Source organism: Paucimonas lemoignei (genome assembly GCF_004342585.1).
Taxonomy (GTDB): domain Bacteria; phylum Pseudomonadota; class Gammaproteobacteria; order Burkholderiales; family Burkholderiaceae_D; genus Paucimonas; species Paucimonas lemoignei.
Genome location: NZ_SLZQ01000014.1, coordinates 1 through 14879 on the forward strand (window position 1 = coordinate 1; position 14879 = coordinate 14879).

Below are 14879 nucleotides of genomic sequence, written 5' to 3' on the forward strand. Positions count from 1 at the left end.
CCCGGCATTCACCTGGGCCGTGCCTGAACTGGTACGCGAAATCAAGCCCGAAGAAATGGATATCCCCATCCGCAACAAGCGTTAATCCGTTGCTGCAACCGCCCGTGAGGGCGGGAAGCTTGATTAAAAAGCCGCCGAGCGATCGGTGGCTTTTTGCTTTTCAGCTCTTGGAAACTAACCGAATGAACATCCTGAAGTCGATGTGACTTGGCAGTGAGGCGATATGTGAACCGCATCGATTTTTTTGGCCAGTAAATCGGCAGACAAGTATTCCGCGCAATATCTATTGGAGGCTAACGGCTACCGAACTTAATACAACAGCTGTTATCGATCATTTCCTTTATTGGTATTTTCTATTGAATGGATAAAAACGATTGCCTTCATATATTAAATGGGAATTGTTACCATTTAGGCGTATTCAATAGCTAGTAAGGAAATGTCATGGTGATCGCAGCGAAGAAATTAAGTGAAATGGCAACCCATATGGCAATTGCTTTCACGATCATGCATGTCATGACCGGCTCAGTCGCTTTTGGTGGACTGGCTGCCTTGCTTGAACCGGCGATCAACGTCATGCTGCTGCCTATGCATGAGCGTATCTGGAATCGCATGCGATCTCGGTCTGGCATGCCGAAGGCAGGCTACATGACGATAGCTTTACAAAAACTGAGTCAGCTTGGCATGCACATGACCGTGGCCTTTGCCGTGATGTACTGGGCAACCGGGTCGATGGCATTTGGCGGGCTGGCCGCCGTGCTGGAGCCGATCTGCAATGTGATCGTGTTGCCCTTGCATGAGCGTCTGTGGAGCCGGCTGCAGGCAGGCTTGGTAACGCGTGCCACAGTGACCGTGGCGGCTACTGCGGCATGAGGACTACACGATCGTCGCAACGACAGGAGTATGGTCGGAAGGCTGTTCCCACTTGCGTGGCACCTTGTCGATCTCACAGGCCGTGCAGCGCGCGGCCAGCCGCGGCGACAGAAGGATATGATCGATGCGCAGGCCCATGTTGCGGCGGAAGGCCATTTGCCGGTAATCCCACCAGCTGAATAGTTTTTCCGGCTGTTCAAACAGGCGGAATGCATCCTTCAAATTCAACGCCTGCAACTGGCGAAACGCTTCACGCTCGGGAGGCGACACCAGCACGCTGCCTTGCCAGGCGACCGGGTCGTGCACATCGCGGTCTTCCGGCGCGATATTGTAGTCGCCCAGCAGTGCCAGCTGTTCATGCGCAGTCAGTTCTTCGCCCAGCCAGCGTTGCAATCCCTGCAGCCAGCGAAGCTTGTACTGATATTTGTCCGAGTCCACTGCCTGGCCGTTCGGTATGTAGGCGCAGATCACGCGGATGCCATCGATGCTGGCCGAGATCAGACGCTGCTGCTCATCCTCGAAATGCGGATTGCCCTTGACGATGTTGGTCATCGGATGGCGCGACAGGATTGCCACGCCGTTATAGGTCTTTTGCCCGGTGAAGGCGACCTGATATCCGGCCGCCTCGATTTCGGCAACCGGAAATTTATCGTCAGTGAGCTTGGTTTCCTGTAAACACAGCACGTCGACCGGCTTATCAGCCAGCCATTGCAGTACCTGCGGCAGCCGCACCTTCAGGGAATTCACATTCCAGGTCGCGAGCTTCATGCAGCCTTCTTACCTTTGACTGTGGCAATGCCTTTGCCGGCAGAGAGACCTTGTGCACGTGCACGCTGGATCAGGAAAGTCGTCAGCAACGGCACCGGCCGGCCGGTTGCACCCTTGGCGGCGCCGCTCTTCCATGCGGTGCCAGCGATATCGAGATGCGCCCAGGTGTAGTTGCGCGTGAAGCGCTCCAGGAAGCAGGCGGCGGTGATGCTGCCAGCCGGTGGGCCGCCGATGTTGGCAATGTCGGCGAAATTCGACTTCAACTGTTCCTGATAGCTGTCTTCGATCGGCAGGCGCCATGCCGTGTCGCCGCTGGCCTTGCCGGCTGCGAGCAATTCATTGGCGAGCGCATCATGCGCGTCATCGTGACGGGTAAAGAGACCGGAATTGTGATGGCCGAGCGCGGTGATGCAGGCACCGGTCAGGGTAGCGATATCCACTACTGCAGCCGGCTTGAAGCGTTCGGCATAGGTCAGGGCGTCGCACAGGATCAGGCGGCCTTCGGCATCGGTATTGAGAATCTCGATGGTCTGACCCGACATCGAGGTGACGATGTCGCCCGGCTTGGTGGCGCGTCCCGACGGCATGTTCTCGGTCGAAGGAATGACGGCGATGACGTTGAGTTTCAAATCAAGTTCGGCAATCGCTCGCATGGTGCCCAATACCGAGCCGGCGCCGCACATGTCGTACTTCATTTCATCCATGCTGCCACCGGGTTTCAGCGAAATGCCGCCGGAGTCGAACGTGATGCCCTTGCCGACCAAGACCACCGGCGCTTCCTTGGACTTGCCGCCGTCATGGCGCAGCACGATGAACTTCGGCGGTTCTTCCGTGCCATTGGTAACCGACAGGAAGCTACCCATCTTGAGGGCTTCCATTTGCTTGCGGTCGAGGACTTCAACGCTCAGGTCGAAATCTTTCGCCAGCTTCTTGGCGGTTTGCGCCAGATAGGTCGGGGTGCAGACATTGCCCGGCAGGTTGCCGAGGTCGCGCGTCAGGTCCATGCCATTGGCAATGGCCACGCCTTCCGCAAGTGCCGCCTTGGCAGGTGCGTTATCCTGCGCTGCCACGCCGAAAGCCACTTTCTTGACGCCTTGGGTGACCGGCTCCTTCTTGCTCTTCAAGGCATCGAAACGATAGGCATGGTCGCGCAGGGCAAGCACGCCGCCGCGGATGGCCCAGTACAGGTCGCGATCCTTGATTTGTTCGAAGGGCAGGGCGATGACAGCGTCGCCGCCACCCAGCGTGGAAAGTGTGCGAGCCGTGGCTTGCAAGGCACTCGTGAAATTTTTGTCAGTAACAGCATCCTGCTTGCCGAGACCAACGAGCAACACGCGCTCGGCAGGCCCCCCATTGCCGCGCAAGAGCAGAGTGGAACCCGGCTTGCCGCTGATATCGCCGGACTTCACTGCGGCGCTCAAGTCGCCCTTGCGGTCGGCTTGTTGCGCTATGTCAGATAGTTTCCCGTCCTCAAAGACACCAACGACCAGGCAACCAGTCTTGATGGTGCTTGCGAGGTTTTTTGCATCGAATGATTTTATGCTAAAGTCCATGCCATTCTCCGTTATTTCCCCCAATTATATAGTCAATGATTTTTGAGCGCGCTCTCCGACGCGAATTGATCAGCATAGCAGGCGCGGTCTTTACGACTCTGTTCACGATCACCATTACCATCATGCTGATCAAGATCCTCGGCCAGGCGGCTGGGGGCAAGATTGCTTCAGCTGATGTGGTGGCCATGCTGGGTTTTGCCGCACTGTCCTATTCGCCGTACATTTTGATTCTGACCGGCTTCATCTCTGTGCTGCTGGTGATTACCCGCAGTTACCAGGATTCCGAAATGGTGGTCTGGTTTACTGCCGGCCTTGGCCTCACGCGCTGGATCAAACCGGTGCTGACGTTCGGCATACCGGTGGTGACCCTGACAGCCTTGCTGAGTTTTATCGCCACGCCCTGGGCCAATCAACAAAGCGCCGAATTCCGCGAGCGCTTTGCCAAGCGCAGCGATATCTCCCGCGTGTCGCCCGGCCGTTTCCAGGAGTCGGCTTCCTCGGACCGCGTGTTTTTCGTCGAAGGCGTTTCCGGCGAAGATGCCAAGGTACGCAATGTGTTCGTCAATTCGCGCAAGCAAAATGGGCAAACCAGCGTGGTGGTGGCCAAGGAAGGCACCATGGAAGTCGATAGCAACGGCGACAAGTTTCTGGTCATGCACCAGGGGCGTCGCTACGATGGCGTGCCGACCCAATCGGATTTCCAGATGATGGAGTTCGAGCGTTACGGTATCCTGGTGGCGCGGCAATCGCCGGTGATGATCGGCGATACGACGGCGCGTGCATTGCCGACGCCGGTGCTGATCGCCAATCCGACCAATCCCAATCTTGGCGAATTGCTCTGGCGGATTGCCACGCCGATCATGGCCTTGCTGCTGATGCTGCTGGCGATCCCGCTAGGCTTCGTCAATCCGCGTGCCGGCCGTTCGGCCAACCTGCTGATCGCGCTGATGCTGGCTGTCGTATATAGCAACATGATCAGCGTGATTCGCGTTGCCGTTAATCAGGGCAAGATATCTTTCTCTATTGGGTCGTGGGTCGTGCATGTCGTGGTCGCCCTGATCGCGCTATCCCTGTATGCCTGGCGCATCAAGGTGAACAGTCCCTACCATCCGCTGGCGCTGTGGTCGAGGTTCAGGCGCGGAATTCACGCGAAGAAGGCAAGCGCATGAAGACCCTGGAAAAATACGTCCTGTCCGAGATATTCAAATCGGTTCTGTTCGTGCTGGTGGCTTTCCTGGCGCTGTTCGCGTTCTTCGACCTGCTGGGTGAACTGTCGGCGGTGGGGCGGGGAGGCTATGGTTTCAGCGACGCCCTGATCTTTGTCATGCTGGGCTTGCCCGGTTATGCCTACGAGCTGATGCCGATCTCGGCGCTGATCGGCACGATTTACACGCTGTCGCAATTTGCTTCGCGTTCGGAATTCACGATCATGCGGGTATCCGGCTTGTCGACCGTGCAAGCTGGCGTCATGCTGATCAAGATCGGCGTGATTTTTGTTTTGATCACTCTGGCGTTCGGTGAATTCATCTCGCCCAAGGCCAGCGATATGGCGGAAAAATGGAAGTTGCGTACGCAGGGCGGCAGCCTGACGCAAGAATTCAGGTCAGGCTTGTGGGCCAAGGATGTAATCAAGGCCGAGGATGGCAGTGGCAAGGTGCAAGGGTCGCGCTTTTTGAATGTGCGCGAAGTAAAAACCGATGGCACGCTCAACGGCGTGCGCATTTACGAGTTCGATACGGACTTTCGACTGAAGGCATTGTTGACGGCTACCAGCGGCACGTATTTGGGCGGACATGCTTGGAACCTGAAGGAAGTCGTGCAGACGCAATTCGCCCCCGACGCCTTCAGGCAGCCGGACAACACGTCAATCGGCCGCACGGCTGGCATCACGATGCATCACCTCGATCAATACCGGCTGGCGTCGGAAATCACGCCGGATATTCTGTCCGTCGTGTTCGCAGACCCGGACCGCATGTCTGCCAAGGATCTGGCGGCTTACACGCGTCACCTGGAAGAAAACCGCCAGGCGACCAACCGTTATGAAATCGCATTCTGGAAGAAGGTCATTTATCCGTTTGCAATTTTCGTAATGCTGGCGCTGGCATTGCCCTTTGCTTACCTGCATTTCCGTTCCGGCGCGGTCAGCTTGAAAATCTTCGTGGGCATCATGATCGGCGTGAGCTTTCAGTTGATTAATAATTTGTTTTCCCATCTCGGCCTGATTAATACCTGGCCGCCATTGATTACCGCGGCCTTGCCGAGCACACTATTCCTGTTGCTGGCGATCGGCGCGCTATCCTGGGTGGAGCGACATTGATGACCGCGCAAGCCCTGATCCTGTTCGGCCATGGTGCGCGCGATCCCCGCTGGGCGGCGCCGTTCGAGCGTCTTCAACTGATCCTGCGAGAGCAGTTGCCGCAGACAAGGGTGGAACTCGCTTTCTTGGAATTCATGTCGCCGACCTTGCCGGAACTTGTCAGGGAGTTGGCAGGGCATGGCTGCGATGACATTACCGTCGTGCCGGTTTTTTTCGGGCAGGGTGGACATGTCTTGCGCGATTTGCCGCCGATGGTGGATGGCTTGCGCCTGGCGCATCCGGGCATCCGCTTGAAAGTGGCGGCAGCGGTCGGCGAAGACGACAGCGTGCTACGGACGATCGCGGCATATTGCGTCACCAGCATGCAGCCGTAGAACGTCGGCCTGCATGTCGGCCGCAAGGGTGGCAGCGGCGGAAATTAGAGATGTACAGTGCTTGCCTGCATAGCGCTACGCTTTTACAAGGCTACGCGCCCTTTGACAGGCGACACCACGGGCAGTGATGGACGGAATGCTGCCGGAACTTAACTGCGTGGCGCCAGCGCCTGGCCGATCATCACCAGCACGGGGCCATGGCAGCCTTCCAAACCTTGTTCCAGCTTTTCCAGAGTCAGATGCAGGATGCGCTCGTCTGCGCGGCTACAATTTTCCACCACCACTACCGGAAGATCGGGAGGTTCGCCGCGCGTGAGCAGGTTGCGTGCCGTGGCGATAGCTTCCTTGCCGCCCATGTATTGCACGAGCGTGTCGCAATCGGGCAGGGTCGTTTGATCCGGATGGCCCGGGGCTGTGCTGGACGTAAAGAAGGCGACGCTGCGGGCTATGCCGCGGCGCGTGAGCGGCAGCTTGGCGGAGGCGGCAGCAGCTAATGCGGCCGTGATGCCGGGCACGATTTCATAATCGATGCCTAACGCTTCGAGAGCCCGCAATTCTTCATCGGCGCGGCCAAAGAGCATCGGGTCGCCGCCTTTGAGCCGGACGACCAGCTTGTATTTGCCGGCACTTTCGACCAGCTTGCGGTTGATTTCAGTTTGGGCTGTAGAGCGCTGTCCCGATCGCTTGCCGACCGAGATCTTGTCCGCCTGCGGGCAGAGCTGCAGCATTTCTTCGGTGACCAGGGCGTCGTAGAGCACGACCTCGGCTTGCGCGAGGATACGTGCGCCGCGCACCGTAATGAGGTCGGCAGCCCCCGGGCCCGCCCCCAGCAGATAAACCTTGCCGAAGCGGGCAGGAGGGTGACCTGCCGTGGAATGAGACATTGCGAACGAAGTTAGCCGAAGATTCAGCCGAGACGGATCATGCCCGCAGCGACCGTCTGGTGCGTGACTTCATCGATCAGGATAAAGGAACCCGTGGCGCGGATGGCATCGTAGGCATCGGCTGCCAGCGGCTGCTGCACGGTCAGGGACACCTGAGCGATGTCGTTCAGCTTCAACGTTTCAGCCGGAACGCGTTCCTGCGTATTGATATCCAGGCGGAATTCGATCTTGTTGACGCGGGCGTTGACCTGGCGGGTGGTGTGCTTGAGCCAGTACTTGCGGCGCATATTCAGCGGCTCTTCCGACAGCCAGCAGACTGCGGCTTCGACATTCTTCAGCACGGTGGCCGGTTGCTCTGCAGCGGCCAGCATGTCGCCGCGTGAAATATCGACGTACTCTTCCAGCAGGATCGTGACCGACTGGCCCGCGCGCGCGGTTTCCAGCGAACCGTCGAAGGTAACGATATCCTTGACAGTGGCAGTCAGCCCGCTCGGCTGCACCACCAGCTTGTCGCCCTTTGTTACCTTGCCGGCTTCGATGCGGCCCATGTAGCCGCGGAAGTCTTCTGCCAGGTGACCGCCATGGCGTGCCACCAGCTGCACCGGGAAGCGGAACGGCTCTTCATGCGCATCGTCGTACACCGACAGGGTTTCCAGCAATTCGATCAGGGTCGGGCCTTCGTACCACGGCATGTTATCGCCGCGCTCGACCACGTTGTCGCCTGCCAGCGCCGACAGCGGGATCGCATGCACGTCCGTCAGTCCCAACTGCTGCGCAAATTTTTGATACTCGCCGATGATACGGTCATATACCGTGCGGTCGTAATTGACCAGGTCCATCTTGTTGACCGCAACGATCACGTGCTCGATGCGCAGCAGGTGCGCGATGGTCGAATGACGCTTGGTCTGCGTCAGCAGCTCGACGCTGCCATCGTCACCCAGCTTGACCTTGGAGACGTCCACCAGAATGATCACGGCGTCGGCAGTCGAGGCGCCGGTGACCATGTTGCGAGTGTACTGCTCGTGGCCCGGGGTGTCGGCAATGATGAACTTGCGCTTGGGCGTGGCGAAGTAACGGTAAGCCACGTCGATGGTGATGCCTTGTTCGCGCTCGGCTTCCAGGCCGTCAGTCAGCAGCGACAGATCGATGGTGTCGCCCACGGTGCGCTTGTGCTTGGCGCGCGAAATCGAGTCGAGCTGGTCGGCAAAGATGCCCTTGCTGTCGAACAGCAGGCGGCCGATCAGGGTGCTCTTGCCGTCGTCGACGGAACCGGCGGTGATGAAGCGCAGCAGGCCGCGTTCGTTCGATGCTGCCTGGACGGGAGTGTTTTCTGCAACCACGGCGTTCATTTAGAAATATCCTTCTTTCTTGCGTTTTTCCATCGAGGCTTCGGATGTCTGGTCATCCATGCGGGTCGCGCCGCGCTCGGTAATCTGGGTCACGGCCGTCTCGGCGATGATGGCATCCACATCGGCAGCGTCCGAGGCAACCGGGCAGGTGCAGGAAATGTCGCCGACGGTGCGGAAGCGCACCACGCGTTTTTCAACGGTTTCGCCTTCCTTCGGCGGCGTGAGGTCGGTGACCGGTACCAGCAAGCCATTGCGCGGAATGACTTCGCGCTCGTGGGCGAAGTAGATCGGCGGCAGTTCCAGCTTTTCGCGGGCGATGTATTGCCAGACGTCGAGCTCGGTCCAGTTCGAGATCGGGAACACGCGCATGTTCTCGCCCGGATGCACGCGGGTGTTATACAAGTCCCACAGCTCGGGGCGCTGCGCCTTCGGGTCCCATTGGCCGAACTCATCGCGGAAGGAAAAAATACGTTCCTTGGCGCGCGCCTTTTCCTCGTCGCGGCGGGCGCCGCCGATGCAGGCGTCGAACTTGTGTTCGGCGATGGTTTCCAGCAGCGTCACGGCTTGCGCGGCATTGCGCGAGTCGGTTTGCGGATTACGCAGGCGCACGGTGCCGCGCTTGATCGAATCTTCCACGGAACCCACGATCAGGCGTTCGCCCAGTTCAGCCACGCGCTTGTCGCGGAAAGTAATTACTTCCGGGAAGTTGTGGCCAGTATCGACATGCACCAGCGGGAAGGGGAATTTACCGGGACGGAAAGCCTTCTCTGCGATGCGCAGCAAGACTACGGAGTCTTTGCCGCCCGAGAAAAGCAGAGCGGGATTCGTGCACTCGGCGGCGACTTCGCGCATGATGTGGATGGCTTCGGATTCGAGCCAGTCCAGATGGCGGTTGCTGGCCGCGTCCAGGAATAATTTGTCGACTGCTGTGTTCATGTTGTCCGAATTGATTGGATGTGTATCTTGAATCTGCTTCGATTTGCGCTGGGTTACGCCGGATTTTGGCTCCGGCCGTTCACTGCGTTCACTTAACGTTCCCTTCGGTTACGTTAGCCTTCGCCGAAATGCGGACAAGTTTGCCGTCCACTAGATGTAGCCCGCATTCTTTCGTGTCCGCATTTTCCCACCACCAGCGACCGGCGCGGATATCCTCGCCCGGCTGGATCGCACGGGTGCAAGGTTCGCAACCGATTGATGGATAACCCTTGTCGTGCAACGGGTTGTACGGCACGTCATTCTCGCGGATATAACGCCAAACATCATCCTCCGACCAGTCGGCCAGCGGATTGAATTTCACCATGCCATGCGCGGCATCGTCTTCCTGCACATGCAGCTCGGCGCGCGTGGTTGATTGCGCGCGGCGCTGCCCGGTGACCCAGGCTTTCTTGCCGGCGAGCGCGCGGTTCAGCGGCTCGACCTTGCGGATGCGGCAGCATTCCTTGCGCATGTCGACGCTATCGTAGAAAGCGTTCAGACCATTGGCCTTGACGTAGGCATCCACGGCTTCAGTCTCAGGTTTGAACAGCTCGACGTCATACGCGTAGGTCTGCTTGATGCGCTCGACCATCTGCAAGGTTTCCTTGTGCAGGCGGCCGGTTTCCAGCGTAAAAATCCCGATCGGCAGGCCAGGACGCAGAATCATGTCGGTCAGTACCATGTCCTCTGCCGCCAGGCTGGAAGCCAGCACGGCAGGGGTGAACTCGGTGGCGATGCGCCCGAGCGTAGCCCGGGTGTCGGCTACCAATCGTTCGAAATTGACCTGGTTATCGCTCATGACATCGCTCACGCCGTGACGCCGTTGCGCTGCACGCGGCGGAACAGCGGCGCCTTGAGGTCCACCGAATTCTGGTATGGCTCGGTGAAATCCTTCAAACTCTTCAGCGCATCGTTGATATCCTTGTCTTCACGCACGGCAAAGGCATTGAAGCCGACGCGCTGCATGTAGAACAGCTGGTCGCGCAGGACATCGCCGATGGCGCGCAACTCGCCCGTGTATTTCAGGCGCATGCGCAGGTTGTAGGCGATCGAATAGCCACGGCCGTCGGCGAACTTCGGGAAATTCACGGCGATCACCGGCAGCTTCGCAGCGTCTTCCTTCAGCGCTTCGGCGCGCTCGTCGCTGTCGATCCAGACACCGACGTCATTACGCGAGGCCAGGGAATCGCGCTGTGCCTGCCAGACCTTCAGGGGCACCAGCACCTTGCCTGCGCCAACAGCTACGCTTTCCGGCGCCTGGCCTTCTTCCAGCTTCAGGACGTTCCAGTCATCCGCCACGATCTGGCGGTCCTTGATAATGTTACGCATATGCGTCTTCTCCTTGCGGATGTTCGGTTTTGATCGGGGTCGCGTAGACATACTCCTTGAAAGGCGTAATGCCGAGACGTCGCACCGTATCAATGAATTTCTCGTCTTCGATGCGATCACGCACGTAGACCTGCAGGATGCGGTCGATCACTTCCGGCATCTGGCCGGCCGAGAACGACGGGCCGATGATCTTGCCGACGGCGATGTCCTTGCCTTGCGCGCCGCCCAGCGATACCTGGTACCACTCGCTGCCATCCTTGTCGACGCCGAGGATGCCGATATTGCCGATGTGGTGATGACCGCAGGCGTTGATGCAACCGGAAATGTTCAGGTCGATTTCGCCGATGTCGTGCTGGAAGTCGATGTTGTCGAAACGCTCGGCAATCGCGACGGAAATCGGGATCGACTTGGCATTGGCCAGCGAGCAGAAGTCGCCGCCCGGGCAGCAGATCATGTCGGTCAACAGGCCGATGTTCGGCGTCGCCAGGCCCTTGGCCTTGATTTCCTTCCACAGCGCGACGAGATCTGCCTGGCGCACGTCGGCCAGCACGATGTTCTGCTCGTGGGTGGTGCGCAGTTCGCCGAAGCTGTAGCGGTCGGCGAGGTCGGCGACGAAATCCATCTGCTCGGCGGTGATGTCGCCCGGCGCCACGCCGGTTTTCTTCAGCGACAGGGTGACGATGGCATAGCCCGATACCTTGTGCTGGCGGACATTGCGCATATGCCAGTTGGCGAAAGCCTTGTTGGTGGCCAGTTCCTGTTCGGTGGCGGCGTCGGTGGCCGGCAGCGTCAGGTAAGCCGGCGGCGCGAAGTAGGCAGCGATACGGTCGAATTCCGCTTGCGTCACGGTCGCGTCGCTGTCCTTCAAGTCGACCCACTGGGCTTCGACCTGACGGCCGAATTCCTCGGCGCCCAGGGCTTTCACCAGAATCTTGATGCGGGCCTTGTAGATATTGTCGCGGCGGCCGTATTCGTTGTAGACGCGCAGGATCGCTTCGATATAGCTCAGCATGTGCTGCCACGGCAGGAATTCGCGGATCACGCTGCCGATGATCGGGGTACGGCCCAGGCCGCCGCCAACCAATACCTGGAAGCCGAGTTCGCCCTGTTCGTTCTTGACGATCGTTAGGCCGATGTCATGCATGCCGACGGCGGCGCGGTCTTCGACGGCGCCATTGATGGCAATCTTGAACTTGCGCGGCAGGTAAGCGAATTCCGGATGGAAGGTGCTCCACTGGCGCAGGATTTCGCAGTACGGGCGCGGATCGATGATCTCGTCGTGGGCTACGCCAGCGAACTGGTCGGTGGTGATGTTGCGCACGCAGTTGCCGGAAGTCTGGATGGCGTGCATCTCGACCGAAGCAAGGTCGGCCAGGATATCGGGAGCGTCTTCCAGCCTGATCCAGTTGTACTGGATATTCTGGCGGGTGGAAATGTGGCCATAGCCGCGATCGTACTTGCGGGCGATATGGGCCAGCATGCGCATCTGCTTCGACGACAGATGGCCATAGGGGATCGCGATGCGGTGCATGTAGGCGTGCCGCTGCATGTACAGGCCGTTTTGCAGGCGCAGGATACGGAATTCATCTTCCGTCAGCTCGCCGGAGAGGCGGCGGCGCACCTGGTCGCGGAATTGCGCGACGCGTTCCTGGATGATCTGGTGATCGTATTGGTCGTAGCGATACATCTTCAATCCTCGTTATGCAGCTTAAGGTTAAGCACTTAATTAAGCGGCTAGTTTGTTATCTAGGCATTCAGTAATTTCACGGCGACGGCTGTCAGCGTGGTCGCCAGCATGCCGCGTAATACCTTTTCAGGAATGGCGCGCGCTCCCATCGCTCCGAGCGTAATGCCGGGGACCGAGCCGATCAGCAGCATGGCCAGCAATTCCCAATTGATCGAGCCCAGCCACCAGTGGCCGAATGCGGCGATCGCAGTCAGGGGAACGGCATAGGCGATGTCCGTGCCGGCGATTTCAGCAGGCGACAGACGCGGATACATCATGACCAGCAGCGTGGCGCCAATCGCGCCGGCGCCAATCGAGGAAACGGTAACCAGGGTGCCAAGCACGGCGCCGGCCGCTATTGTAGCAATAGTCAGGTTTCTACCTTGTAACTGTTTTTCCGGGTGCTGTTTTAACCAGTTCAACATGCGGCCACGGAACAACAACGCCACGACAGTCAGCAATACCGAGCAGGCGATGGAATACCGGATTATATGATTGATCTCTTCATCGAGCGCGCCGAAACGCTTCAATGCCAGCGTGGCAACTACGGCAGCAGGCAATGCGCCAAGGCATAGTTTTTTGACAATATCCCAGTGCACGTTGCCACGCGAACGATGCGCCAGCGTGCCTGCTCCTTTGGTGATCGATGCAAAGGCCAAGTCCGTGCCGACAGCGACGCTAGGAGACACGCCGAACATCAGCGTCAGCAATGGCGTCATCAGCGAGCCGCCGCCGACCCCAGTCAGGCCGACCAGCACGCCAACCGCGAATCCAGACACTATATAAGAAAAATCCATAACACCTCGCCCAAAGTACGGTGAATGGTAATAAACTTAAGCAATATTCCAAACTACATAGTATTTATTTGCTTATATGTGAATTTGGCATATACAAATGCATAAATGCACAGGCAGAAAGTGGGAGTCCCATGAATCTTCACCAATTGCGGTTCGTACGCGAAGCGGTTCGCCAGAATTTCAACCTCACCGAGGCTGCCAAGGCCCTGTATACCTCGCAACCAGGCGTGTCCAAGGCCATCATCGAGCTGGAAGAGGAGCTGGGCATCGATATTTTTTCCCGCCATGGCAAGCGCATTCGCGGTTTGACCGAACCCGGGCGGGCAGTGCTGAAGTCGGTCGAACTGATCATGCAGGAAATCGATGGCCTGAAGCAGATCGGCAAGGAGTTCGCCGCCCAGGACAGCGGCAGCTTCACCATTGCCACGACCCATACGCAGGCTCGCTATACCTTGCCGAAGGTGGTGCAAGCCTTTACACAGAAATATCCCAAGGTAAGGCTGTCTTTAATTCAGGGGAATCCGAAGCAGATTTCGGAAATGGTGCTGAAGGACCAGGCCGATATCGCCATCGCCACCGAAGCGATTGCCAACCATGAAGGTTTGGTTACCTTGCCATGCTACCAGTGGGAGCACATTGTCGTCGTTCCGCAGGATCACCCGCTATTGAATTCCGATGAAATCACCCTGGAAGAACTCGCCGGCTATCCCATCATTACCTACGACAGCGCATTTACCGGGCGTAACAAGATCGATCATGCCTTTGCCGTACGCAACCTGAAGCCCGATATCCTGCTGGAAGCCATCGATGCCGATGTCATCAAGACTTACGTGGAATTGAACATGGGCGTCGGCATCGTGGCAGGCATGGCATTCGACCCGGAACGTGACCGCAATTTGCGGGCGATCCCGGCCGGCCACTTGTTCGGCACGAATGTGTCGCGCGTGGCGATGAAGCAGGGCGCTTACCTGCGCGGTTATGTCTATACCTTCATCGAATTGCTGGCTCCCGTGCTCAACCGGAAAATGATCGAGCGGGCGATGAGCGGCGAAAAAGAAACCTACGAACTCTAGACGGACAGCCAAATCGTGGCCAATGACGATAACTATGTGACGCGCGGCGAGCTGATCCGCATGCTGCAATCGTGGCAGGCGGGCGAGCTGACGACCCAGCAGCTCTGGGACTGGGCAAGTCATCGCTTTCAGGCTGGGCAGGCTGATTATGACGACTGGGATGGTGAAGATTCGGTAGCGCGCGAGGTCCTCACCATGCTCGACAGCCTGGATCTGCATTTGATGCTGGTTGAAGACGTCCCCTTGCATCTAGCGTTCCTGCAGTCGCCACTTGGCGCATTTTGGGAAAGTCAGTCGGACTGGCACGCTAAATTGGCGGAGCTCAACTATGCAGAGCGCCGCGTGTCATTGAAAGATGACCCGATTTACGCTCTTTATTGTGAATGATTTGGTATCTTCCCCGTACTTCGTTCTGTTCAGAAAGCTTCAATTAATTCTTTATATCGTTATAAGAAATTAATTGGTAAATTTTTTGTTTGGCGATTCAACCGATTTGATAACTGGTGCGTTAGATGATTTAGCAGCAAGCAGTGCATCAGTAAATTGAATGGAAGGAAACGCTATGACCAAATTGCCGCACGTAACATTTAAACGTTGGAAACAGGAACTGGAGACCTATTATCCCAAGATCTGCATCCACACCGATCGTTATGGTGCCGTAGCGCATGACATGAGCAAGCCTTTCCCGGAAAGGGTTGGGCAGTGGATCCGCGAAATCGGCGGATCGTTCGATAAGCCGAAGACTTGTAATTAATGTTGATTGGTTGGCCGCTTTATATCCGGCCATGAAAAAAGGCGCTACCGGGTTCGGAAGCGCCTTTTTGTTTTTGCCGGCTTGCTGTTGACTTGGCCAAAGATTGGAAG

General features: G+C 57.9%; 17 protein-coding genes. 8 read left to right on the forward strand and 9 right to left on the reverse strand.

From position 1 onward, the window contains the following. On the forward strand, nucleotides 1-206 hold a 206-nt coding region (locus tag EDC30_RS19635), incomplete at its 5' end, for a hypothetical protein (RefSeq protein WP_207907313.1). Between the two features lie 235 nt (nucleotides 207-441). Then, nucleotides 442-870 carry a DUF2061 domain-containing protein gene (locus EDC30_RS16540; RefSeq protein ID WP_132259966.1) on the forward strand — a complete coding sequence of 143 codons (429 nt, stop codon included), beginning with the start codon at nucleotides 442-444 and terminating at the stop codon, nucleotides 868-870. A 3-nt stretch (nucleotides 871-873) separates the two neighbouring features. On the opposite strand, the gene xth is transcribed toward EDC30_RS16540, so the two are convergent. After that, nucleotides 874-1638, reverse strand: a complete 765-nt coding sequence (gene xth, locus EDC30_RS16545; protein WP_132259967.1) for an exodeoxyribonuclease III — start codon at nucleotides 1636-1638, stop codon at nucleotides 874-876. Then, a complete protein-coding gene (locus tag EDC30_RS16550) occupies nucleotides 1635-3191 on the reverse strand; it encodes a leucyl aminopeptidase (RefSeq protein ID WP_132259968.1) in 1557 nt (518 codons plus the stop codon). The genes xth and EDC30_RS16550 overlap by 4 nt, the downstream gene beginning before the upstream one ends. A gap of 35 nt (nucleotides 3192-3226) precedes the next feature. Between EDC30_RS16550 and lptF the strand changes: the two genes are divergently transcribed. The 3 genes from lptF to EDC30_RS16565 are packed head-to-tail and all read left to right on the forward strand — an operon-like array spanning nucleotide 3227 to nucleotide 5882. Then, nucleotides 3227-4360: an LPS export ABC transporter permease LptF gene (gene lptF / locus EDC30_RS16555; RefSeq protein WP_132259969.1), complete on the forward strand. Its 1134-nt coding sequence runs from the start codon at nucleotides 3227-3229 to the stop codon at nucleotides 4358-4360. Continuing rightward, a complete protein-coding gene (lptG, locus tag EDC30_RS16560) occupies nucleotides 4357-5508 on the forward strand; it encodes an LPS export ABC transporter permease LptG (RefSeq protein WP_132259970.1) in 1152 nt (383 codons plus the stop codon). Before lptF ends, lptG begins: the two co-directional genes overlap by 4 nt. Continuing rightward, a complete protein-coding gene (locus tag EDC30_RS16565) occupies nucleotides 5508-5882 on the forward strand; it encodes a sirohydrochlorin chelatase (protein ID WP_132259971.1) in 375 nt (124 codons plus the stop codon). The genes lptG and EDC30_RS16565 overlap by 1 nt, the downstream gene beginning before the upstream one ends. 149 nt (nucleotides 5883-6031) lie before the next feature. Here EDC30_RS16565 and cobA read toward each other — a convergent pair whose 3' ends face one another. From cobA to EDC30_RS16600, 7 genes are all read right to left on the reverse strand, one after another. Continuing rightward, nucleotides 6032-6766: a uroporphyrinogen-III C-methyltransferase gene (gene cobA, locus EDC30_RS16570; protein WP_132259972.1), complete on the reverse strand. Its 735-nt coding sequence runs from the start codon at nucleotides 6764-6766 to the stop codon at nucleotides 6032-6034. Nucleotides 6767-6789: 23 nt separating this feature from the next. After that, nucleotides 6790-8115, reverse strand: a complete 1326-nt coding sequence (locus EDC30_RS16575; protein WP_132259973.1) for a sulfate adenylyltransferase subunit 1 — start codon at nucleotides 8113-8115, stop codon at nucleotides 6790-6792. Then, the gene (gene cysD, locus EDC30_RS16580) at nucleotides 8116-9051 is read right to left on the reverse strand and encodes a sulfate adenylyltransferase subunit CysD (protein ID WP_132259974.1); all 936 of its coding nucleotides are present in this window, start codon (nucleotides 9049-9051) and stop codon (nucleotides 8116-8118) included. An 88-nt stretch (nucleotides 9052-9139) separates the two neighbouring features. After that, nucleotides 9140-9889, reverse strand: a complete 750-nt coding sequence (locus EDC30_RS16585; RefSeq protein ID WP_132259975.1) for a phosphoadenylyl-sulfate reductase — start codon at nucleotides 9887-9889, stop codon at nucleotides 9140-9142. A gap of 8 nt (nucleotides 9890-9897) precedes the next feature. Then, nucleotides 9898-10419 carry a DUF934 domain-containing protein gene (locus EDC30_RS16590; RefSeq protein WP_132259976.1) on the reverse strand — a complete coding sequence of 174 codons (522 nt, stop codon included), beginning with the start codon at nucleotides 10417-10419 and terminating at the stop codon, nucleotides 9898-9900. Then, entirely contained in the window at nucleotides 10412-12106 is a 1695-nt protein-coding gene (locus EDC30_RS16595) for a nitrite/sulfite reductase (protein ID WP_132259977.1), read from the reverse strand. Before EDC30_RS16595 ends, EDC30_RS16590 begins: the two co-directional genes overlap by 8 nt. 59 nt (nucleotides 12107-12165) lie before the next feature. Next, the gene (locus EDC30_RS16600; RefSeq protein ID WP_132259978.1) at nucleotides 12166-12942 is read right to left on the reverse strand and encodes a sulfite exporter TauE/SafE family protein; all 777 of its coding nucleotides are present in this window, start codon (nucleotides 12940-12942) and stop codon (nucleotides 12166-12168) included. Nucleotides 12943-13073: 131 nt separating this feature from the next. Here EDC30_RS16600 and EDC30_RS16605 point away from each other — a divergent pair, with 131 nt between their 5' ends. The 3 genes from EDC30_RS16605 to EDC30_RS16615 all read left to right on the forward strand — a co-directional run bounded on the left by EDC30_RS16605 (nucleotide 13074) and on the right by EDC30_RS16615 (nucleotide 14769). Then, nucleotides 13074-14015 carry a CysB family HTH-type transcriptional regulator gene (locus tag EDC30_RS16605; protein WP_132259979.1) on the forward strand — a complete coding sequence of 314 codons (942 nt, stop codon included), beginning with the start codon at nucleotides 13074-13076 and terminating at the stop codon, nucleotides 14013-14015. 15 nt (nucleotides 14016-14030) lie between these two features. Beyond that, nucleotides 14031-14402, forward strand: coding sequence for a hypothetical protein (locus tag EDC30_RS16610; protein ID WP_132259980.1), 372 nt, complete (start codon nucleotides 14031-14033; stop codon nucleotides 14400-14402). A 175-nt stretch (nucleotides 14403-14577) separates the two neighbouring features. Continuing rightward, entirely contained in the window at nucleotides 14578-14769 is a 192-nt protein-coding gene (locus EDC30_RS16615) for a hypothetical protein (protein ID WP_132259981.1), read from the forward strand. Nucleotides 14770-14879: the final 110 nt, after the last annotated feature.